The organism is Gymnodinialimonas sp. 202GB13-11, assembly GCF_040932485.1.
Lineage (GTDB): Bacteria > Pseudomonadota > Alphaproteobacteria > Rhodobacterales > Rhodobacteraceae > Gymnodinialimonas > Gymnodinialimonas hymeniacidonis.
Map to the genome: position 1 here is coordinate 1,968,894 of NZ_JBFRBH010000001.1, position 18,716 is coordinate 1,987,609.

An 18,716-nucleotide genomic window follows, 5' to 3' on the forward strand; every position below is an offset into this window, starting at 1 on the left:
TTGTCGGAATTTATCCGAACCCGCTTAACCGCCAACTCATAGGCTTTGGCTCAAATGTGCCGGTTCACATGCAAGGACCGCCCATGCCCACTTACGATTTCTATATCTATTCCGGCGATGCGCTGCCCTACGATCCAAATACGGGCAGCTTCACCTTCGACCAAAACTACGATGCCTCCGAAGATAGGGTGAAACTCTCCATCACCGATGACGACGTCTACCTGGACGGCGATGAAAAGGCTGACGAGGTTGGAGAGGACGCAAATCAGACTGGCGTGGCGACCACGGCAGACGGCACTCCGATTTCATCTGGCCAGATCTATGCAGAGCAATACGGGATCCTTCAGGCCCCCGATGGATCCTACATCTACATTGATCGGATCGAGATCGACGGAGAGTTGATTGGTTACTCCCCCTCTCAGGAGCTGACACCGGGAGTGTCCTACACCTATGTGGGCGGATCCGATATCGACAATGCGCCGGGCGGAGATTCAAGCGCCGACAACCGGATGACCTACAGCCAGTATCAGGCGCAATCGGTGCCCTGCTTCGTGTCCGGCACGCTGCTTTTGACCCGCGACGGCATGACGCCAGTTGATTGGATCAGTGTTGGGGATGAAGTCTGGACACTGGATCACGGATGGCAGCCCGTCCGCTGGCACGGATTGCGCCCCTTCGATGACGGCCCGGACCTGCCGCGTCCTGTTGAAATTCAGCCCGGCGCCCTCGGCTCTGGTACACCGGCAGAGGTTGTGCGTCTGTCGCCGCAGCATCGCGTGCTGCTATGCAATGCTGCTTGTGAGCTTTTCTTTGGTGCCAATGAAGTGCTCGTGGCCGCAAAGCATCTGTTGCACTGGCCGGGTGTGACTGAAGTCGCGCTCGATGCGGACTATGCCTATCACCATCTGCTCTTCGATCGACACGAGGTTGTGGCCGCAAGGAATTTTGCTCTCGAGAGTCTGTATCTGGGGGATCAAATCCGCATCTTGCGCCCTGCCCCGCCCTGGTGGATGTCGCGTGCCTTGGCGGAAGGTCACGCGCGAACCGCACGTCGCTGCCTTACTGCACGAGAGGCACGCACCCTTCGACCTGGGTATTATCCAGCACGCTTTGCCATGCCCGAGCAGATGGAGAATAATGGCACTGATGATGCTTGGGCGGCGATTGCGTAGGACAGCCGCCAACGTAAGCAATACATCCAAACATGGTAAACGTAGGAAACCTTTCCATTTAATATCATCATCTTAACCCTGCGCATCACGCGTGATACCAGCCCTGACCCTTAACCGCATCTTCCGGGTCGCGCGTCTGTGACGCCTCGCCTAAATTGACCGGCAAGGAGATGTCAGCCCATGAACGATCACGCCCAACTCGACCCGTCCGGCAGCTACCATTTTCAGGTCATGCGCCGCGCTCTCGATCTGATCGACGCGGACCCGCATCAATCGCTCGATGATCTGGCAGCAGCGCTGAACATGAGCCCCGCGCATTTCCAGAGGACCTTCTCGGGTTGGGTGGGCGTCAGCCCGAAGCGGTATCAGCAATACCTAACCTTGGATCATGCCCGCCACCTTCTGACCGAGCGCTTCACGGTGCTCGACACGGTAAACGAGACCGGCCTTACGTCGGGCGGACGGTTGCACGATCTCTTCATCCGGTGGGAGGCGATGAGCCCCGGCGCCTATGCCTCCGGCGGCGAAGGTTTGACCATCCGCTGGGGTTGGTTCGAAAGCCCCTTTGGCCCTGCGCTGGTCATGGCCACGGACAAGGGTATTTGCGGTATTGGCTTCGCAGCCGAAACCGGCCCAGAACCAACGATGGCGGACCTGCGTAGCCGTTGGCCGAACGCAACCTTTGTTGAAGATCCTCAGGCAATCCGCCCTCTCGCAGATGCCGCATTCGGCGCGGGCGGGGACGTACGCCTTGCTATGATCGGAGCGCCGTTCCAGATCAAGGTCTGGGAGGCGTTGCTGAACATCCCAACAGGTCACGTCACGACCTACAGCGAAATCGCGGGCGCCATAGGAAAGCCGCGCGCCGTGCGGGCTGTTGGAACAGCAGTGGGGCGCAATCCGATCAGCTGGCTGATCCCGTGCCATCGCGCCCTGCGCAAGTCCGGCGGGCTTGGCGGCTATCACTGGGGCCTTCCCGTCAAACGTGCGATGTTGGCATGGGAAGCGGCCACAACCGAAGACAGCACGGAAGGCGCAGCCTAGGCGCGCCTCCGCCTCTGCTACACAGGGCACGCGTTTCCCCCTATCCCACAACACGGCCTTCGCTATACTGGCGCGCAATGACCCCTCCGGAAACGGGGCACAGGCGACAACAAAGGCAAGGCAATGGCATATCTTTTCAAACCCCTCCTTCTAGCAGGCGCGGGCGCGCTGGCGCTTTCGGGCTGCGTGGGCAACACGCTCAGCCCCGGCGTTCCGGCTGATCCCAACGCCAATCGCACCCGTGACGGGGCCGTGATCGGCGGCATTTTGGGCGGCTTCCTCGGCGCAACCGCTGACGACGACAACCAGGGCCGCAACGCGGTTCTTGGCGCGGCCATCGGGGCAGCGGCGGGCGGTGCCATCGGCAATGCGCTCGACCGCCAAGCGCAAGATTTGCGCGGCTCGCTCAACAACCAGAACATCCTGATCGAGAACACTGGGTCCGAGCTGATCGTGACCATGCCCGAAGGCATTCTGTTCGACATCGACTCGGCTGCGATCCGCGCCGGTCTGCAAAGCGATCTGCGTGCACTGGCCTCAAACCTGAACCAGTATCCCGACACGGATGTGATCGTCGAAGGCCATACCGACAATACCGGCTCGGCCGGTTATAACCAGGACCTGTCCACGCGCCGCGCGCAAGCCGTGGCAGGTGTTCTGCTAGAGGCCGGCGTTGCACCGTTCCGCGTTCGGTCCGTCGGACGCGGCGAAGATGACCCGGTCGCAACCAACCTGACCCCTGAAGGGCGTCAGCAAAACCGCCGGGTCGAGGTTATCATCCGCCCGCGGTAAACTGCTGAGACCATGAGAATATCGGGGCCCTCTGACGTCAGGGGGCCCCTTTTTTGTTGCCATCGGCTGAGGCACCTCCCTAGACAGGCATGGTAAAGTGGTCATACCATTTGACCAATTTCCGAGGGGTCCCATGCCGTTCCAACGCATTGAAGCCGAAAAGCTCTCCCAATCTGTAGTCAAACAGATCGAGCAGCTTGTCCTGCGCGGCATCCTGCGGCCGGGGGATCGCTTGCCGTCCGAGCGCGAGTTGAGCGAGCGGCTTGGTGTTTCACGCCCATCACTGCGCGAAGCGGTTGCAGAATTGCAGAGCCGGGGATTGCTGGCAACGCGCGCGGGCGCAGGCATATACGTGGCCGATGTCTTGGGTTCGGCTTTTTCCCCTGCCCTCATCGAATTGCTCAGCGCCCATGATGACGCGATTTTTGACTACATCGACTTTCGCAAGGACCTAGAGGGGATCGCGGCCGAACGCGCCGCCATCCATGGCTCGGACACGGATCTGAAAGTGATCGACACCATCTTTCGCAAAATGGAAGTGGCGCATCGCAAACGAAACCCGTCTGACGAGGCCGAGTTGGACGCCGAATTCCACCTTGCCATTATCGAGGCCAGCCACAACGTGATCCTGCTGCACATGATGCGCGCCAGCTTCGATTTGCTGCGGCAAGGCGTGTTCTACAACCGCCAGCAAATGTTCAAGAACCGCACGACACGCGACATGCTGCTGGACCAGCACCGGGCGATCAACGAGGGCATTCAGGCGCGCGAGCCCACGCAGGCCAAGGCCGCTGTCACTGCGCATCTTGATTACGTGACGGAAGAGCTTTCGTCGCTGAAAGCTTCGGAAAAGAACGAGAAAGTCGCGCGGCTTCGCTACGCGCAGGAGCGCGAGCGCTAATCGGCAGAGCCACCCGCAAAGGCATTCCCGTTTTGCCAGTCACAGGGCGCATCCTGCATTTCGAGATGCAGGCGATCCCCCGCGTAGCGGTGCGCCCGCGCCAGATCCTCATTAAATTCGATCCCAAGGCCCGGCGAGTCTGGCGCCGCTACAAACCCGTCTTCGACCGTTGGGCGGCCCGTCACGAGCGCGTCGTGGAAGGGTGTCTCGATCGCTTCGACCATCAGAAGGTTCGCGCAGCTGACGCCCAGATGCACATTGGCCGCCCATTCCACGGGACCAGCATAAAGATGCGGGGCCAGCTGTGCGCCCGCCGCCTCGGCGAGGATGGCGATTTTCTTACCCTCCCAAATACCGCCCGCGCGCCCCAAAGCCGGTTGCAGGATACGCGCGCCGTAGCGCAGCGCGAGGGCGAATTCGCCTTTGGTGGTCAGGCGTTCGCCTGTGGCAACAGGAATGGATGTGTGTGCCGCAACCTCAGCGAGGCCGGGCAGATTGTCTGGCGGGATCGGCTCCTCAAACCATAGCGGATCATGGGGCTCGATGGCTTTGGCCAACCGGATCGCGCCACCGGGAATGAATTGCCCGTGGGTACCGAAGAGCAGGTCGGCGCGGGTACCAACAGCCGCGCGGATCGCGGCGCAAAAGCGCGCCGACAGATCAATATCGGACATCGCAGGCATATGGCCGCCGCGCATCGTATAGGGCCCGGCAGGATCAAACTTGACAGCCGTCCATCCCTCCGACACGCGGGCCGCCGCCGCCTCCGCCGCCGCATCGGGATCAACCCAGAAGCCCGCCGGGTCGTGGTGCGGTTCGGGATAGAGATAGGTATAAGCCCGCAGCCGGTCATTTATGCGCCCGCCGAGCATAGCCCAGACCGGCCGTTCCCGCGCTTTGCCGAGAATGTCCCAACAAGCCATCTCAAGCCCTGAAAATGCGCCGAAGACTGTCGGGTCAGGCCGTTGCGTAAAGCCCGACGAATGCGCCCTTCGTGACATCAACTCGATATCTTCCGGGCTTTCGCCGTGCATGTGCCTGGCGAAGACGTCGGTGATGACGGCCTCCATCGCATCCGGCCCGACGCCGGCGGCATAGACCTCGCCCAATCCGGTAATGCCGCAGGCCGTGGTGACGCGCACAATTAGCCAATAGCGCCCGCCCCAGCCGGGTGGCGGTGGGGCAACGGGAAAGATTTCAAGCGTGTCGAGCTTCATGGGCGGCGTGACCTTTGAGGGCGGATCAGAAGACGATCACGTTGCGGCGGGCCTGACCGGAATTGGTATCCGCAATGGCCTCATTGATCTGATCGAAGGACCAGGTGCGCGAGACCAATTCATCGAGTTTCAGGCGGCCTTGGCTGTGCAAATCGACCATCCACGGGATATCGCGCTTGAGGACGATCTCACCGAGGTAGGAGCCGCGGATTCCCTGCCCGGTGGCTGCAAAGATGACGGGCTCATATGGGGTGGTGTCACCGGTATGGGGCATACCCACGGCATAGGCAGTCCCGCGTGGGGCCAGAAGGCGCAGGGCTTGCTCATAGGCGGGAATGGCCCCGACGGAGACGAAGACGTGATCGGCGAGGTGACCGCCAAGGATTTTGGTGAGCGCTTTGTGTGGTTTGGGCTCGGAGGCAAGAAGCGTATCGGTGGCGCCGAATTCGAGCGCGTCGGCGAGCTTCTTTTCCTCAAGATCCATGGCCACGATGCGCGCCGCCCCTGCGATGCGCGCGCCTTGGATGGCGTTCAGGCCCACGCCGCCCGCGCCAATCACGACGACGCGGTCGCCCGGGCGCACTTGTGCGGTATTGATTGCTGCACCGACGCCAGTGGGTACGCCACAGGCCAGCAGGCAAGCAACTTCCGATCCGATATTGTCGCCAATTGGTGCGGTTTGACTGGGGTCGACCACGACCTTCTCAGCGAACGCGCCGCAGTTCATCGCCTTGGTCACGGCGCCGCCATCGGCGGTGGTCAGCACGGGGGCTTCGGGCGTGTTGCCCGAGCAATACATCGGTTGTGCTGACGCGCAGGAGGCGCAGCCACCGCAGGATTTCGCCAGCGTCACGATCACCCGGTCGCCAAGCGCCACACTCGTCACGCCATCGCCAAGCGCCGTCACCCGGCCTGCCGCTTCATGCCCGTAAACTGCGGGCAACGCGCCGCCCCAGGCCCCTTCCATATAGGAAATGTCGGAATGACAGATCGCGACGGCATCGAGGCTGACCTCAATCTCACCAGGACCGGGATCGCGCAGATGCAGCGTCTCAATTTTCAGCGGCTCGCCAAAGGCATGGCACACGGCGGCGCGGATCTGTTTGGGCATCTGGCCCCTCCCCCTTTTCTTTGCACCTAAGCATCGCGCGGGGGCGGTGCGCAAGCGGGCCGGAACGCGTCATGGCACAGTAGGTTTGCGACCTTGCCGTTGCGAGAGGGGCTTGCACAGGGGTGCTGCTTTGGCGGAGATGGGGCCATGGATGTGTTGACCTTCGATGATGTGGCCCTGCATGTGCAGGTCGATGGCCCGGTAGATGGCCCGCCTGTTGTGTTTGCCAATTCCCTCGGCACGGACCTGCGGTTGTGGGACGGCGTCGTGGACGCGCTGCCCGAAGGCCTGCGCTTGATCCGCTACGACAAACGCGGCCATGGGCTGAGCACTTGTCCGCCCGCGCCCTACGGCATGGGCGCGCTCGTGCGCGATGCGGAGCGAGTGATGGATGCGCTCGAGGTTCGTGATGCGGTGTTTGTGGGCCTGTCGATTGGGGGCATGATCGCGCAGGGGCTGGCGGCGAAGCGGCTGGACCTGATCCGTGCGGTGGTTCTGTCGAACACGGGTGCCAAGATCGGCACGCGGGAGATGTGGGAAGAGCGCATTGCAACGCTGCGCGCGGGCGGAATGGCTGCGATGTCAGATGCAATCATGGAGCGCTGGTTCGCTCCAGCCTTCCGCAGCTCAGACGCCGTCTCGCCCTGGCGGCGGATGGTCGAGACCTGCCCAGTAGAGGGCTATGCCGGCTGCAGCGCCGCAATCGCAGGAAGTGATTTTTACACCACAACAGCCGCCCTGCGCTTGCCCGCCATGGTTATCGCGGGTGACAGGGATGGCGCGACGCCGCCTGATCTGGTGCGCGAACTGGCCGAGCTGATCCCGGGCGCGCGGTTCGAATTGATGCGCAATGTCGGGCATTTGCCTTGCGTGGAGAAACCGGATGAATACGCCAAGCTTTTGACCGGGTTTCTTAATGATATTGGGCATTTGCCATGAGTGTATCTCCATTCGACAGCCCTATGCACCGGCATCTGTTCGGCGATGCTGAGGTCGGGCGGCTTTTTACCGACACGGCTGAGGTTCGCGCAATGATGCTGGTGCTCGGCACGCTCGCGAAGGTGCAGGGTGAAGCGGGCGTGATCCCGCAAATCTCCGGCGCATTTCTGCACCGGTCCGCCATGGAGCTTCAGGTCGACCCGGACGGGCTTGGGGGCGCAAATGGCGTCGTCGTTCCCGCCCTCGTCGCGGCCTTCCGCAAGGCCCTCGACGCGCCGGAGCATGGGCAATACCTGCATTGGGGCGCGACAAGCCAGGATATCCAGGACACAGCTCTAATGCTGCGGATGCGGCAGGTGCTGACCTTGATCGAAGCCCGCTTGAAAGGCGCCCTAGCACGCCTTGCCGACCTGGCGGAGAGCGAGGCCGAGACGCCGATGGCCGCGCGGACTTATGGGCAGGCGGCAGTGCCTTCGAGTTTCGGGGCGCAAGTTGCCTCTTGGGGATGGCCAGTGTTGCGGGTGTTAGAGCGATTGGAGCCCCTGCGCGCGCACGCTCTGGCGGTGTCGCTCAGTGGTGCGGCGGGCACGGCCAGCCAATTGGGCGAAGATCCGGCGGCGTTGCGCGCTGCGTTGGCCGAGGCATTGGGCCTGACCGATCCGGGTGCAAGTTGGCACGCCGACCGGAGCCGCGTTATCGAGCTTTCGCAATGGCTTGAGAGCCTTTGCTCATGCGGCGGCAAGATCGGGACCGACATTATGATCGGTGCGCGATCTGACATCGGGGAATTGCGATTGGACGGGGCCGGAGGCTCCTCCACCATGCCGCAAAAGCAAAACCCGGTTGGCCCCTCGGTGCTGGTGGCGCTGTCACGTTTTGCACCCGCACAAGCCGTAGCACTAACCCACCCCCATACAGAGGCACGCGACGGCGCGGGCTGGTTCACCGAATGGCTGATCCTGCCCCAACTTGCCATGGCCGCCGCCCGCTCAGCGGCCCTGATGTCCGGGGTTTTGGAAGCGCTTACTCCAGATCGGGACGCAATGGCCGCCAAGCTGGAAGCAGCAAACGGAACTCTTCACGCCGAAGCGCTCTCCTTTGCATTGGCAAAAGGTATGGGCCGCCCCGCAGCGCAAGCCGCTCTGAAAGAGCTGGCGAACGAGGCTGCGGCGACTGGCACGTTCCTGCCTGATCTGGTCGCAAAGGCGCACCCAGATGTGCAGATGCCGGATCTGGCCAACCTCGGCCAAGCCCCCATAGACGCCCGCACCTTCGCTAAAGCCGCGCGCGCTGCCCTCTTGCCGTAAAGCGTGTGTCAATCTAGGTTGACACAACCAACGCGAGAGCCGCATGCGCCTTCCCACCCTTTTCATCCTGATCACCGTGACGATCGACGCCATGGGCATTGGCCTGATCCTGCCGGTGATGCCCGACCTGATCGCCGATGTGCGCGGCGGAAACCTCGCGCAAGCGGCGGCGTGGGGCGGTGCGCTTTCCTTTGCCTATGCGGTAATGCAGTTCGCATGTGCGCCGGCCCTCGGCAATCTGTCAGACCGCTTTGGGCGCAGACCCGTCCTGTTGATTTCAATGGCTGTTCTCGCCCTCGACTACGTGGTGATGAGCGTCGCATCGACCATCTGGCTTTTGCTGATCGGGCGCATCATCGCAGGTATTGCCGCAGGCACCCACGCCACGGGCCTTGCCTATATGGCCGACATCTCCCCGCCTGAAAAACGCTCACAAAACTTCGGCCTGATCTCCGCCGGGTTCGGCGTGGGCTTTATCCTGGGGCCATTGATCGGCGGTCTATTGGGGGATCTCGACCCACGCGCGCCCTTCATTGCCGCCGCCTGCCTCGCCGCCGCGAACTTCGCCTTCGGCTATTTCGTCCTGCCGGAAAGCCTGCCGAAAGACCGCCGTCGCCCCTTCAGACTATTGCGCGCGAACCCGATCGGCGGGCTGATCTTCATCGGCAAACTACCCGGTATTTTCGCCCTGCTCTGCGTCATGCTGGCCTACCAGACGGCGAACTTCGTCTACCCAGCGATCTGGGCCTATTTCACGCAAGCCGCCTTTGGGTGGAGCACCGGCGTCGTGGGCTTTTCCCTGGCCGTCTACGGCGTTTCGATTGCGCTGGTCCAAGGCGGATTGATCCGGCCCGTTCTGGCCCGATTGGGGGAGGCGCGGGCGGTCTATTTTGGCTTGATCCTGAACACCGTCTGCCTCCTCGCCTATGGCCTTGCAGGCCAGCCCTGGATGATCTGGGTGCTGATCCCGATCTCGGCCTGCGGGGCGTTGGTCGCACCGGCGATGCAAGGCGTGATGAGCCGGGCGGCCGGCGCGGACCAACAGGGCGAATTGCAGGGCGTGCTGGCCTCCATCTCATCGCTGTCGATGATCCTGAGCCCGGTGATGATGACGCAAGCGTTCTTCTGGTTCACCCGCGACGGCGCAGACCCTTACCTGCCCGGCGCCCCGTTCCTGTTGGCCGCAATCCTGATGGCGGGGGCATTCGCGATTTTCGCCGCCACCCGGCGCAGTGGATCACCCGCGCGCGCTTAACCCTCGGCCATGATTTGCGCGTAGAGCGCCGGGTCGACATTTCCGCCCGAAAGAGTTGCGATCACTGGGCCATCGGCGAGCTTGTCCCCGTGGAACAGAGCCGCCGCAAGCGCCACCGCCCCGCCGGGCTCTACGACCAGTTTCAAACGGCTGGCGGCATGGCGCATGGCGGATTTCGCCTCTTCATCGGTGACCACAATCCCCGGACCGCACAGCGATGCCATAATCGGAAAGGTGATCTGCCCCGGCGCGCGCGTCAGAACCGCATCACACAAGCCGACCTCCGGCCCGTTATTGGCCTCGATCCCGCCCGAGGCGAGTGAACGGGCCACATCGTCGAACCCCTCCGGCTCAATGGGCCGCACCACCATATCCGGCGCGCGCGCGGCCAAGGCGGTCGCGATCCCAGCGGTCAGCCCGCCCCCGCCGCAGCACGTCAACACGGTCGCCTCGGTCACGCCCTGCTCCGCCGCTTGTTCCGCAATCTCCAGCCCGCACGTGCCCTGCCCCGCGATCACCATCGGCTCGTCATAGGGCTTCACCAGCGTCAGCCCGCGATCCGCACGTAACGCCTCTCCAATCTCTTCTCGGCTTTCACCACCGGCACGGTCGTAAAGCACAACCTCCGCCCCCAACGCGCGCGTATTCTCGATCTTCAAGGTGGGCGCATCAGCAGGCATCAGGATCACCGCAGGCACGCCGTGCATCTTCGCCGCAAGCGCCACACCCTGCGCATGATTGCCCGAGGAAAAGGCCACGACGCCCTTTGCGCGCACCCCGTCTTCCATCGCCGACAAGGCAGACCAGCCGCCACGGAACTTGAATGACCCCGTGTGCTGCAAAACCTCTGGTTTCAGGAAAACCCGCCGCCCCGCGATCTCATCCAGAAAGGGAGACGACAACAGAGGCGTGCGGCGCACAACGCCCTCAGCCCGCTTCGCCGCCGCCTCGATATCCGCAATCCCGATCATGTCGCCACCTTCTCCAAAACCGCATCAATCACCGCGCGCGCGCCCGTCTCGTCAAGGAAAGGCACATGGCCCCGGTCACCAAGCTCTACAAACGCCATATCCGGCCTGCGCCGCCGCATCTCGGCGGCGGTCTCAACCGACAGGATATTCGACTGCGCGCCTCGGATCAGGCCGAGCGGCAGGCCCGCCAAAGCATCGAACAGTGGCCACAAATCCGGCGCCTCGAAATCAGGCGCGAAGGCAGGCGCCACCGCATCGCGCAACTTCGGATCGTAACGCAGGTGCAACGCACCGCCCTCCTCCCGCCAGATGCGGCGCACAAAGGCCGCCCACGTAGCGGAGGGCACGTTGCGGAAGATGCCGTCATAGAGCGCAGGCATGGCCGCCGCCGCCTCCTCCAGCGAGGCAAAGGCCGGAGGCTTGCCGATATACTCCATGATCGCGCCAAGACCTTCGGCCATGATGTCCGGACCGATATCGTTGAAAACCACGCCCGACAGCCGATCCCGCGCCATCACGGCCAGCATCAGCGCAACTAGCCCGCCTCGCGACGTGCCCAGAATGCAGGCCTTCTCAATCCCGAGATGGTCTAGCAGCGCAACAACATCTTGCGCCTCTTGCGGCGGCGAATAGGTGGAAAAATCGGCATAATCCGATGCCCCCCGTCCTCGAAAATCCATCCGGATCACCCGCGCGCGATCCCGATAGTGCTCAAGCACCGGCTCGAAATCATCCATGTTCCGCGTCAAGCCTGGCAGGCACAGCAACGCCCCCCCGTCCCCCTGATCGTCATAGGCCAGCCGAACGCCATCTGCCGCCGTCACATAATCCATCATGAAAGCCCCACGATTTGCGGCACGCCCGTCAGATCATGGGCCACCCGCCCGGGCACGCTGCCCAACCGGTCCACCGGCTCGCCCGCCCGGTTCACCCACAACGTGTCAAACCCATAGGCCGCGCCGAACGCGGCGTCCCAGCCGTTGGACGACACAAACAAAGCCTCATCCGATGTGCAGCCAAACCGCGCGCCCACCATGTCATAGACGCGCGTGTCAGGTTTGAAGATGCCAACATCCTCAACACTCAGAACAGCATCCAGATCAGCGCCAATTCCTGCGCTCTCCACGGCCCCTTCCAGCATGGCAGGCGATCCGTTCGACAAGATCGCGGTCTGCAATCCCCCGCGTTTCAGCGCGGCCAACATCGCGGGCACCTCAGGATAAGCCGCCAACTGCCAGTAAAGCCCCAAAAGCGCCTCGCGCAATTCGGGGTCCGCGAGGCCCGCCCGTTCCAAAGCCCAGTCGAGCCCGTCTTGCGTCACCTGCCAAAAGTCCACGTAGTCCCGTGCCACGGCGCGCAGCCACGAGTAGCTTAGTTGCTTGGCCCGCCAATCGGCGGCAACCTGTTGCCAAACCTTGGAAAACGCCGCCCGCCCCGGCTCTTCCGACAGCGCGCGCGCGGCCGCTGACACATCAAACAACGTACCATAGGCATCAAACACACAGACCTTGATTTCCGACATCTCATCCCCCTGTCAGACGACACTGCCACGGCCCCAAAGGCCCTGCAACGCCACCCTTACTGGTTTTCACAATACCTCGGGGGAGTCGCGGTACGCGACGGGGGCAGCGCCCCCACACTCTAAAAAACCGAATGCCGCGCCAACGGCGCAATTTGATCAGAGGTTCTCGGGCTGCGGCATACTCAGCACGTGGAAGCCGCCATCCACCACGACGATCTCGCCTGTCGTGCAGGCCCCATAATCCGACGCCAGATAGACCGCCGTGCCACCCACAGCCTCCAGCGTCGCGTTGGACCGCAGCGGTGCATTGGCTTCCGTCGCCTTGAACGTCTTGCGTGCACCGCCGATCGCGGCCCCGGCCAATGTCTTCATTGGACCCGGAGAGATTGCGTTGACCCGTACACCTTGCGGACCCAGATCATTCGCCAGGTAACGAACTGAAGATTCCAGCGCCGCCTTGGCCACGCCCATCACATTGTAGAACGGCGTCACGCGGTTCGATCCCTGGTAGGTCAGCGTCAGCAACGCGCCGCCGTCGGGCATCAGCTCCGCCGCACGGCGGGCCACGTCGATAAACGAGAAGCACGAGATCGTCATCGAGTTCTGAAAGTTCGCCCGCGTGGTGTTCGTGAAACGACCGGTCAACTCATTCTTGTCTGAGTAAGCAATCGCGTGGACCACGAAATCGAGGCTACCCCACCGGTCTTTCAGGGCCGCGAAACAGGCGTCCATACTGTCATCGTCGTTCACGTCCACGTCGACCATGAAGTCACTGCCAAGCGAGGCGGCCAATGGCTCAACCCGCTTGCCGAAAGCTTCGCCCTGATAGGAAAAGGCCAGTTCCGCGCCCTCGGCGTGCAGCGCCTTGGCAATGCCCCAGGCAATGGACCGATCATTGGCGACGCCCATCACGAGGCCCCGCTTGCCCTTCATCAAATCAGCCATCTTGCAATCTCACTTCTCAAATCGGCTCAGGATCATGGAGCCGTTCGTGCCCCCGAACCCGAAAGAATTCGTCATAACGCTGTCGAGGCCCGCGTTTTCCACATAGGCCGTCGCGATCTCTTCGGCCTTCAGCGCCGGGTCGAGGGTTTCGACGTTGATCGACGGCGTGATGAAATCGCCGTCCAGCATCAGCAGGCAGAACGCGGCCTCCAATGCGCCAGCAGCACCCTGCGCGTGGCCGGTCATGGATTTCGTGGATGAAATCGGCGGTGTGGAGCCGTCTCCAAAGACCCGCCGCACGGCCTCTACCTCGCCCACATCGCCCACGGGCGTGGAGGTGCCGTGCGCATTGATATAGCTGACCGAACGCCCCTCAGGCAGGGTCTGCAGGGCCAGCCGCATCGCCCGTTCACCACCCTCGCCTGAAGGGGCCACCATATCGTGGCCGTCAGACGTCGCTGCAAAACCAGTCACTTCCGCATAGATCTTCGCACCACGCGCCACGGCGCGCTCCATCTCTTCCAGCACCAGAATGGCCCCGCCGCCGCCAATCACGAACCCGTCGCGGTCCGCGTCAAACGCGCGGGACGCGCGCTCGGGCGTGTCGTTGTACTTGGAACTCATCGCGCCCATCGCATCGAACAGGCACGAGAGCGTCCAGTCCAACTCCTCCGCGCCGCCCGCGAACATCACGTCCTGCTTGCCCATCATGATCTGCTCAGCGGCGTTTCCAATGCAGTGCAGGCTAGTCGAGCAAGCCGAGGTGATCGAATAATTGATGCCCTTGATCTTGTAGGCCGTCGCAAGGTTGGCGGAGATCGTAGACGACATGCATTTTGGAACAGCAAACGGCCCGATGCGCTTGGTCGCGCCCGTCTTCAGAACCGTCTGATGTGCTGCAAACATCGCAGACGTCGACGGCCCGCCGGACCCAGCCACAAGGCCCGTCCGCTCGTTGACCACGTCACCATCTTCAAGGCCCGCATCGGCAATCGCTTGACCCATCGCGATATGCGCATAAGCCGCGCCCGGTCCCATGAACCGCAGCGCACGTTTATCCACATGCTCGGATGTGTCGATCTTCAAGGTGCCCGCAATCTGGCTGCGGAACCCGTGTTCGACCATCTCAGGGCTCGCCTCAATGCCCGAGCGCCCGGCCCGCAGGCTGGCCTCAACTTCTTCGGCATTATTCCCGATGGGTGAGACAATTCCCAACCCAGTCACAACGACACGACGCATGCGCGGTCCCCCTTGAGCCTATGGTTGGGTATCTAGGCCCTCGCCCCCCATCCGCGCAACCAGTTAACGCTTTGCGAAGTACAGGTTGCTGTCGCGCCCCAGCCCATGGCGCAGGCACCAGTAGATCACGGCTAGGCTGACAATGAACCACAATCCGCCCCACATCATCGTGGTCCCGCCGATCTCTTCGGCCAGCATCCGCGCGTCAGATCGCAATTCCGACCGGCGGATCGTATCGTCGAAAATGTCGTAAGGGACGTAGATCAGGCTGGCGAGCCCAATGACGCGCAGGATCAGGTCGCAGAATTCCTCACGCAGGTAGCGTGATGCAGCGATCAGCGCGGCCCCGGTCAGCCCGCAGATCAGGATGGCCGGGATATCGCGGACGTAGAGGAGCAGGACGATCAACATAAGCACGCCAAGTCCGCTTAGAATGGCCCGGTCCATCCGGCTGCGCAGCGCGATCAGAAGCAGGCCCGCGCCAATCAGCAGCGACCCGAGATACCCCGCCGTCAACGTCAAAAACCGCGAGCCGCCCCGCGTCCAGACTTCACCGCCCTGCTGGAAGTTGACCGAAAAACTCTCAACCGAGCCGCCAGTCAGAATGGCGACAATGGCGTGGGAGAGTTCGTGGAAGAAGACGACCAGCAGCTTCAGCGGCAAGACAATGGGCGTGTTCCACAGCAAGAACAGAGCGACCGTGATCGCGAAAAGCTGCCAATGGCCGCGGAGGTAGGTCATCAACTCTCGCTCAAAGCCACCTTCATGTCCTTGACCTCGTAGATCACCTCGCCATCGGCCTCCACAATGCCGTCGGCTACACCCATGGTCAGCCGCCGCGTCTGGATCGCCTTGGTGAAATCTATCTTATAGGTCAGCATCTTACGGTCCGGCCGCACCATGCCTTTGAGCTTCACTTCGCCCACACCCAAAGCATAGCCACGCCCTGTCCAGCCGCGCCAGCCGAGGTTGAAGCCAGTCAGCTGCCACAGCCCATCAAGGCCAAGGCAGCCGGGCATGATCGGGTTGCCGGGGAAGTGGCAGTCGAAAAACCAAAGCTCGGGCGTGATGTCGAATTCGGCCAACACATGGCCCTTGCCATGGGCCCCGCCATCGCCGGAAATGTCGGTGATCCGGTCCATCATCAGCATCGGCGGCTCAGGCAGTTGCGCGTTCCCGGGGCCAAACAACTCCCCCCGCGCGCAGCGCAGCAGATCGTCCTTGTCGAAGCTCGTTGGAAAGTCGGCCATATGCCCCCCGGTCGTTTGTCCCTGCCATTTCAGGCGTTCACCCCGTCTAGCACCCGTGCCATTTCAGGTGCAAGGGTGGCCCAGGACACAGGATCGTGCATCATATCGCATGAACGTTCACGGGATTTGCAAAGCAGTCTCAAAAGGCCATATATAAGGCCAGACCAAAGTAGAAAGCCCCGGGAAGATGACCCCCGAAGCCCTCGAACGCTCAAAGACGTGGCTGTGCCAATCTGACCTACGCCCAACGCGGCAGCGCCTTGCGCTGGCCTCACTTCTGGTGGGCGACGGGCAGGATCGGCATGTGACGGCGGAAGGCTTGCACGAGGCTGTGCTGGGAACGGGCGATCGTGTTTCGCTGGCAACGGTCTACAACACGCTACGTGCCTTCTGCGACGCGGGCCTGATGCAGGAAGTCACCGTCGATGGCTCCCGCAGCTATTTCGATACCCGCGTCGATGACCACCCGCACTTCTACATGGAAGAAAGCAACGCCCTGACCGATGCACCGGCGGCGGAGCTTGAGATCAAGTCGCTGCCATCCGTCCCGCCCGGCTATGAAATCGCCAAGGTGGACGTCGTCATACGGCTGCGCAAAACCGACACGTGAACCGGGGGGCTCTGGCCTACCTTGCGACGGCCCTGGGCCTCGGCTCCGTGCTGTGCGCGGGCTTTTTCATTGATCGTTACTGGCTGCGCCGGGACTGTTTTGACGAAACGGGCGTGTGCTACGATCCAGTGGCAGGTGCCACCTTCACCTCGGGCTCTTTCGGATATGGACCCGCCGCCGTTCTGACGGGGCTGGCTTGCCTGTACGTCCTGCACCGAATGCGCGTGTTGAAAAACGCATGAAGGCCCGCATCGGAGCCGGGGTGGCGGCTGCAATCAGCTTTTGTTTCGCAGCGCTGTTCACCTTCGCCTTCCATGATCGCTACTGGAGGCACCGCGATTGCTTCAATGATCGGGGAAACTGCTGGGTCAGTGAGGACGGCATCAACTACACAACGAGCGGGTTCGTCTGGGGCCCCATGGCAATCATCTTTGCCACGCTGTTTGTCATCGCATTGGTAAACACAATCCGCCGCTGACTGCGCAATTCCTGGCAAGAGTTTTGCCCAAGCCCCCCTTTCACCCTAGCCATCCCGGCCAAAACCGCCTAAGCGCGCGGCAACTCCTGTTTCCTGACCTAAAGGCCATCTCCCATGGACCTCCGCAATATCGCGATCATCGCGCACGTTGACCACGGCAAGACCACGCTTGTGGACGAGCTTCTCAAGCAATCCGGCGCGTTCCGCGAAAATCAGGCTGTCGCCGAACGTGCGATGGATTCCAACGATCTTGAGCGTGAACGCGGTATCACGATTTTCGCCAAGCCCACCTCCGTCGAGTGGAAGGGCACGCGGATCAACATCGTGGATACGCCCGGCCACGCCGATTTCGGCGGTGAGGTTGAGCGGATCTTGAGCATGGTCGATGGCGTTGTGCTGCTGGTCGATGCCGCTGAAGGCCCAATGCCCCAGACCAAATTCGTGACCTCGAAGGCGCTTGCTCTAGGCCTGCGCCCCATCGTGGTGCTGAACAAGGTCGACAAACCAGATGCCGAGCCTGACCGCGCGCTGGACGAAGTCTTTGATCTGTTTGCAAATCTCGACGCCAACGAAGATCAGCTCGACTTCCCGCATATGTACGCGTCGGGCCGCTCCGGTTGGGCCGACCATGAGCTCGACGGGCCGCGCAAGGACCTCCACGCGCTGTTCAACCTGATCGTGAACCACGTCGCCCCGCCGAAGCAGATCGCTAAGCAGGACGATGACTTCCGGATGCTCGCCACAACCCTCGGCGCGGATGCCTTTGTGGGGCGCTTGCTGACGGGCCGTGTGGAGTCGGGCCGCCTTAAGGTCGGCCAAACCGTGCAAACGCTCTCTCGCCTCGGCGAAAAGGTTGAGCAATTCCGCGTCACGCGCATTCAGGCCTTCCGTGGCCTTGCGCAGCAGGACATCGATGAGGCCCTTGCCGGTGACATCGTCTCCATCGCGGGCATGACGAAATCCACCGTCGCCGACACGATCTGCGCGCTCGCCGTGGATGAGCCGCTGGAAGCGCAACCCATTGACCCGCCCACCATCACTGTGACCTTCGGCATCAACGACAGCCCGCTGGCGGGCCGCGACGGCAAGAAGGTACAAAGCCGTGTGATCCGCGAACGCCTGATGAAAGAGGCGGAGAGCAACGTCGCCATTAAAATCAGCGACACGCCGGGTGGGGAGGCCTTTGAGGTTGCCGGGCGCGGCGAATTGCAGATGGGCGTTTTGATCGAGAATATGCGGCGCGAGGGCTTTGAACTCAGCATCTCTCGTCCGCAGGTCTTGTTCCGCGAGATCGACGGGGTTCGCCATGAGCCAGTCGAAGAAGTCACCATCGACGTCGACGACGACTACTCCGGCGCGGTGATCGAAAAACTGACCGGTGCGCGCAAGGGTGAGCTGGTGGAGATGAAACCGGCGGGCGCAGGTAAGACGCGGATCATCGCGCATGTCCCCTCTCGCGGACTGATCGGATACCACGGCGAATTCCTGACAGACACGCGCGGCACCGGCGTTTTGAACCGCGTGTTCCACGAATGGGCCCCGCACAAGGGTGCCATTCCGGGCCGTCGTCAGGGTGTGCTGATCTCCATGGAAAACGGCTCCTCCGTTGCGTTCGCGCTGTGGAACCTGGAAGATCGCGGCAAGATGTTCATTGGCGCGCAGGCCCCGGTTTATACCGGCATGATCATCGGTGAGCATTCCCGCGACAACGATCTGGAAGTGAACCCGCTGAAAGGCAAAAAGCTGACCAACGTGCGGGCGAGCGGAACGGATGAAGCGGTGAAGCTGACCACACCCGTTACGATGTCGCTCGAGCAGGCGATTGCCTATATCGACGATGATGAACTGGTTGAGGTCACGCCAAACGCAGTGCGGCTGCGCAAACGCTACCTCGATCCCCATGAACGGAAGCGTCAGGCGCGGGCGGGGTAATTTCCGCTACCTCTAAAGAAAAAAAGCCGCG

At 62.3% G+C, this 18,716-nt stretch carries 20 protein-coding genes; 11 read left to right on the forward strand and 9 right to left on the reverse strand.

Annotated elements, in window-relative coordinates; translation table 11 throughout:
- Nucleotides 1–83 precede the first annotated feature (83 nt).
- The 4 genes from V8J81_RS09880 to V8J81_RS09895 all read left to right on the forward strand — a co-directional run bounded on the left by V8J81_RS09880 (nt 84) and on the right by V8J81_RS09895 (nt 3,909).
- Nucleotides 84–1,172 (forward strand): Hint domain-containing protein, encoded by a 1,089-nt coding sequence (locus V8J81_RS09880; protein ID WP_368475584.1) that lies wholly within the window; start codon nt 84–86, stop codon nt 1,170–1,172.
- A 180-nt stretch (nt 1,173–1,352) separates the two neighbouring features.
- Nucleotides 1,353–2,216: a methylated-DNA--[protein]-cysteine S-methyltransferase gene (locus V8J81_RS09885; protein ID WP_368475585.1), complete on the forward strand. Its 864-nt coding sequence runs from the start codon at nt 1,353–1,355 to the stop codon at nt 2,214–2,216.
- A gap of 123 nt (nt 2,217–2,339) precedes the next feature.
- Nucleotides 2,340–3,008: a YiaD family glycine zipper/OmpA-like lipoprotein gene (locus tag V8J81_RS09890; protein ID WP_368475586.1), complete on the forward strand. Its 669-nt coding sequence runs from the start codon at nt 2,340–2,342 to the stop codon at nt 3,006–3,008.
- Nucleotides 3,009–3,141: 133 nt separating this feature from the next.
- On the forward strand, nt 3,142–3,909 hold the full coding sequence (locus V8J81_RS09895; protein WP_368475587.1) for a FadR/GntR family transcriptional regulator: 768 nt from the start codon (nt 3,142–3,144) through the stop codon (nt 3,907–3,909).
- Here the strand turns inward: V8J81_RS09895 and V8J81_RS09900 are convergent.
- Both V8J81_RS09900 and V8J81_RS09905 read right to left on the reverse strand, forming a co-directional pair.
- Nucleotides 3,906–5,126, reverse strand: a complete 1,221-nt coding sequence (locus V8J81_RS09900; protein WP_368475588.1) for a mandelate racemase/muconate lactonizing enzyme family protein — start codon at nt 5,124–5,126, stop codon at nt 3,906–3,908. The genes V8J81_RS09895 and V8J81_RS09900 overlap by 4 nt on opposite strands.
- Nucleotides 5,127–5,151: 25 nt before the next feature.
- Nucleotides 5,152–6,237 (reverse strand): Zn-dependent alcohol dehydrogenase, encoded by a 1,086-nt coding sequence (locus V8J81_RS09905; protein ID WP_368475589.1) that lies wholly within the window; start codon nt 6,235–6,237, stop codon nt 5,152–5,154.
- Nucleotides 6,238–6,384: 147 nt separating this feature from the next.
- Between V8J81_RS09905 and pcaD the strand changes: the two genes are divergently transcribed.
- Genes pcaD through V8J81_RS09920 form a run of 3 tightly spaced genes read left to right on the forward strand, consistent with a single transcriptional unit; the run spans nt 6,385 to nt 9,738 of the window.
- Entirely contained in the window at nt 6,385–7,176 is a 792-nt protein-coding gene (pcaD, locus tag V8J81_RS09910; RefSeq protein WP_368475590.1) for a 3-oxoadipate enol-lactonase, read from the forward strand.
- Complete coding sequence (locus tag V8J81_RS09915) at nt 7,173–8,483, forward strand: lyase family protein (RefSeq protein ID WP_368475591.1); 1,311 nt, start codon at nt 7,173–7,175, stop codon at nt 8,481–8,483. Before pcaD ends, V8J81_RS09915 begins: the two co-directional genes overlap by 4 nt.
- Nucleotides 8,484–8,526: 43 nt before the next feature.
- Entirely contained in the window at nt 8,527–9,738 is a 1,212-nt protein-coding gene (locus V8J81_RS09920) for a TCR/Tet family MFS transporter (protein ID WP_368475592.1), read from the forward strand.
- On the opposite strand, the gene V8J81_RS09925 is transcribed toward V8J81_RS09920, so the two are convergent.
- From V8J81_RS09925 to fabA, 7 genes are all read right to left on the reverse strand, one after another.
- Nucleotides 9,735–10,709, reverse strand: coding sequence for a threonine ammonia-lyase (locus tag V8J81_RS09925; protein ID WP_368475593.1), 975 nt, complete (start codon nt 10,707–10,709; stop codon nt 9,735–9,737). The genes V8J81_RS09920 and V8J81_RS09925 overlap by 4 nt on opposite strands.
- Complete coding sequence (locus V8J81_RS09930) at nt 10,706–11,545, reverse strand: alpha/beta fold hydrolase (protein ID WP_368475594.1); 840 nt, start codon at nt 11,543–11,545, stop codon at nt 10,706–10,708. The genes V8J81_RS09925 and V8J81_RS09930 overlap by 4 nt, the downstream gene beginning before the upstream one ends.
- Nucleotides 11,542–12,231 carry a haloacid dehalogenase type II gene (locus V8J81_RS09935; RefSeq protein ID WP_368475595.1) on the reverse strand — a complete coding sequence of 230 codons (690 nt, stop codon included), beginning with the start codon at nt 12,229–12,231 and terminating at the stop codon, nt 11,542–11,544. The genes V8J81_RS09930 and V8J81_RS09935 overlap by 4 nt, the downstream gene beginning before the upstream one ends.
- A 156-nt stretch (nt 12,232–12,387) precedes the next feature.
- Nucleotides 12,388–13,176: an enoyl-ACP reductase FabI gene (locus tag V8J81_RS09940; RefSeq protein ID WP_368475596.1), complete on the reverse strand. Its 789-nt coding sequence runs from the start codon at nt 13,174–13,176 to the stop codon at nt 12,388–12,390.
- A 9-nt stretch (nt 13,177–13,185) separates the two neighbouring features.
- The gene (locus V8J81_RS09945; RefSeq protein ID WP_368475597.1) at nt 13,186–14,415 is read right to left on the reverse strand and encodes a beta-ketoacyl-ACP synthase II; all 1,230 of its coding nucleotides are present in this window, start codon (nt 14,413–14,415) and stop codon (nt 13,186–13,188) included.
- Nucleotides 14,416–14,478: 63 nt separating this feature from the next.
- On the reverse strand, nt 14,479–15,156 hold the full coding sequence (locus tag V8J81_RS09950) for a M50 family metallopeptidase (protein ID WP_368475598.1): 678 nt from the start codon (nt 15,154–15,156) through the stop codon (nt 14,479–14,481).
- Entirely contained in the window at nt 15,156–15,665 is a 510-nt protein-coding gene (gene fabA / locus V8J81_RS09955) for a bifunctional 3-hydroxydecanoyl-ACP dehydratase/trans-2-decenoyl-ACP isomerase (RefSeq protein WP_368475599.1), read from the reverse strand. Before fabA ends, V8J81_RS09950 begins: the two co-directional genes overlap by 1 nt.
- Nucleotides 15,666–15,852: 187 nt before the next feature.
- Between fabA and irrA the strand changes: the two genes are divergently transcribed.
- The 4 genes from irrA to typA all read left to right on the forward strand — a co-directional run bounded on the left by irrA (nt 15,853) and on the right by typA (nt 18,685).
- Nucleotides 15,853–16,275: an iron response transcriptional regulator IrrA gene (irrA, locus tag V8J81_RS09960; RefSeq protein WP_368475600.1), complete on the forward strand. Its 423-nt coding sequence runs from the start codon at nt 15,853–15,855 to the stop codon at nt 16,273–16,275.
- A complete protein-coding gene (locus tag V8J81_RS09965; RefSeq protein ID WP_368475601.1) occupies nt 16,272–16,517 on the forward strand; it encodes a hypothetical protein in 246 nt (81 codons plus the stop codon). The genes irrA and V8J81_RS09965 overlap by 4 nt, the downstream gene beginning before the upstream one ends.
- Nucleotides 16,514–16,753 (forward strand): hypothetical protein, encoded by a 240-nt coding sequence (locus V8J81_RS09970; protein ID WP_368475602.1) that lies wholly within the window; start codon nt 16,514–16,516, stop codon nt 16,751–16,753. Before V8J81_RS09965 ends, V8J81_RS09970 begins: the two co-directional genes overlap by 4 nt.
- Nucleotides 16,754–16,867: 114 nt before the next feature.
- The gene (gene typA, locus V8J81_RS09975) at nt 16,868–18,685 is read left to right on the forward strand and encodes a translational GTPase TypA (RefSeq protein ID WP_368475603.1); all 1,818 of its coding nucleotides are present in this window, start codon (nt 16,868–16,870) and stop codon (nt 18,683–18,685) included.
- Nucleotides 18,686–18,716 lie beyond the last annotated feature (31 nt).

Bases quoted from the DNA above. Each gene is read 5' to 3' on its own strand.
- V8J81_RS09970 (WP_368475602.1), top strand. From the start codon at position 16,514: ATGAAGGCCCGCATCGGAGCCGGGGTGGCGGCTGCAATCAGCTTTTGT.
- V8J81_RS09925 (WP_368475593.1), bottom strand. From the start codon at position 10,709: ATGATCGGGATTGCGGATATCGAGGCGGCGGCGAAGCGGGCTGAGGGC.
- V8J81_RS09900 (WP_368475588.1), bottom strand. From the start codon at position 5,126: ATGAAGCTCGACACGCTTGAAATCTTTCCCGTTGCCCCACCGCCACCC.
- V8J81_RS09885 (WP_368475585.1), top strand. From the start codon at position 1,353: ATGAACGATCACGCCCAACTCGACCCGTCCGGCAGCTACCATTTTCAG.
- V8J81_RS09950 (WP_368475598.1), bottom strand. From the start codon at position 15,156: ATGACCTACCTCCGCGGCCATTGGCAGCTTTTCGCGATCACGGTCGCT.
- typA (WP_368475603.1), top strand. From the start codon at position 16,868: ATGGACCTCCGCAATATCGCGATCATCGCGCACGTTGACCACGGCAAG.
- V8J81_RS09945 (WP_368475597.1), bottom strand. From the start codon at position 14,415: ATGCGTCGTGTCGTTGTGACTGGGTTGGGAATTGTCTCACCCATCGGG.
- V8J81_RS09930 (WP_368475594.1), bottom strand. From the start codon at position 11,545: ATGATGGATTATGTGACGGCGGCAGATGGCGTTCGGCTGGCCTATGAC.
- pcaD (WP_368475590.1), top strand. From the start codon at position 6,385: ATGGATGTGTTGACCTTCGATGATGTGGCCCTGCATGTGCAGGTCGAT.
- V8J81_RS09915 (WP_368475591.1), top strand. From the start codon at position 7,173: ATGAGTGTATCTCCATTCGACAGCCCTATGCACCGGCATCTGTTCGGC.
- V8J81_RS09890 (WP_368475586.1), top strand. From the start codon at position 2,340: ATGGCATATCTTTTCAAACCCCTCCTTCTAGCAGGCGCGGGCGCGCTG.
- V8J81_RS09895 (WP_368475587.1), top strand. From the start codon at position 3,142: ATGCCGTTCCAACGCATTGAAGCCGAAAAGCTCTCCCAATCTGTAGTC.
- V8J81_RS09905 (WP_368475589.1), bottom strand. From the start codon at position 6,237: ATGCCCAAACAGATCCGCGCCGCCGTGTGCCATGCCTTTGGCGAGCCG.
- V8J81_RS09880 (WP_368475584.1), top strand. From the start codon at position 84: ATGCCCACTTACGATTTCTATATCTATTCCGGCGATGCGCTGCCCTAC.
- V8J81_RS09940 (WP_368475596.1), bottom strand. From the start codon at position 13,176: ATGGCTGATTTGATGAAGGGCAAGCGGGGCCTCGTGATGGGCGTCGCC.
- fabA (WP_368475599.1), bottom strand. From the start codon at position 15,665: ATGGCCGACTTTCCAACGAGCTTCGACAAGGACGATCTGCTGCGCTGC.
- irrA (WP_368475600.1), top strand. From the start codon at position 15,853: ATGACCCCCGAAGCCCTCGAACGCTCAAAGACGTGGCTGTGCCAATCT.
- V8J81_RS09935 (WP_368475595.1), bottom strand. From the start codon at position 12,231: ATGTCGGAAATCAAGGTCTGTGTGTTTGATGCCTATGGTACGTTGTTT.
- V8J81_RS09920 (WP_368475592.1), top strand. From the start codon at position 8,527: ATGCGCCTTCCCACCCTTTTCATCCTGATCACCGTGACGATCGACGCC.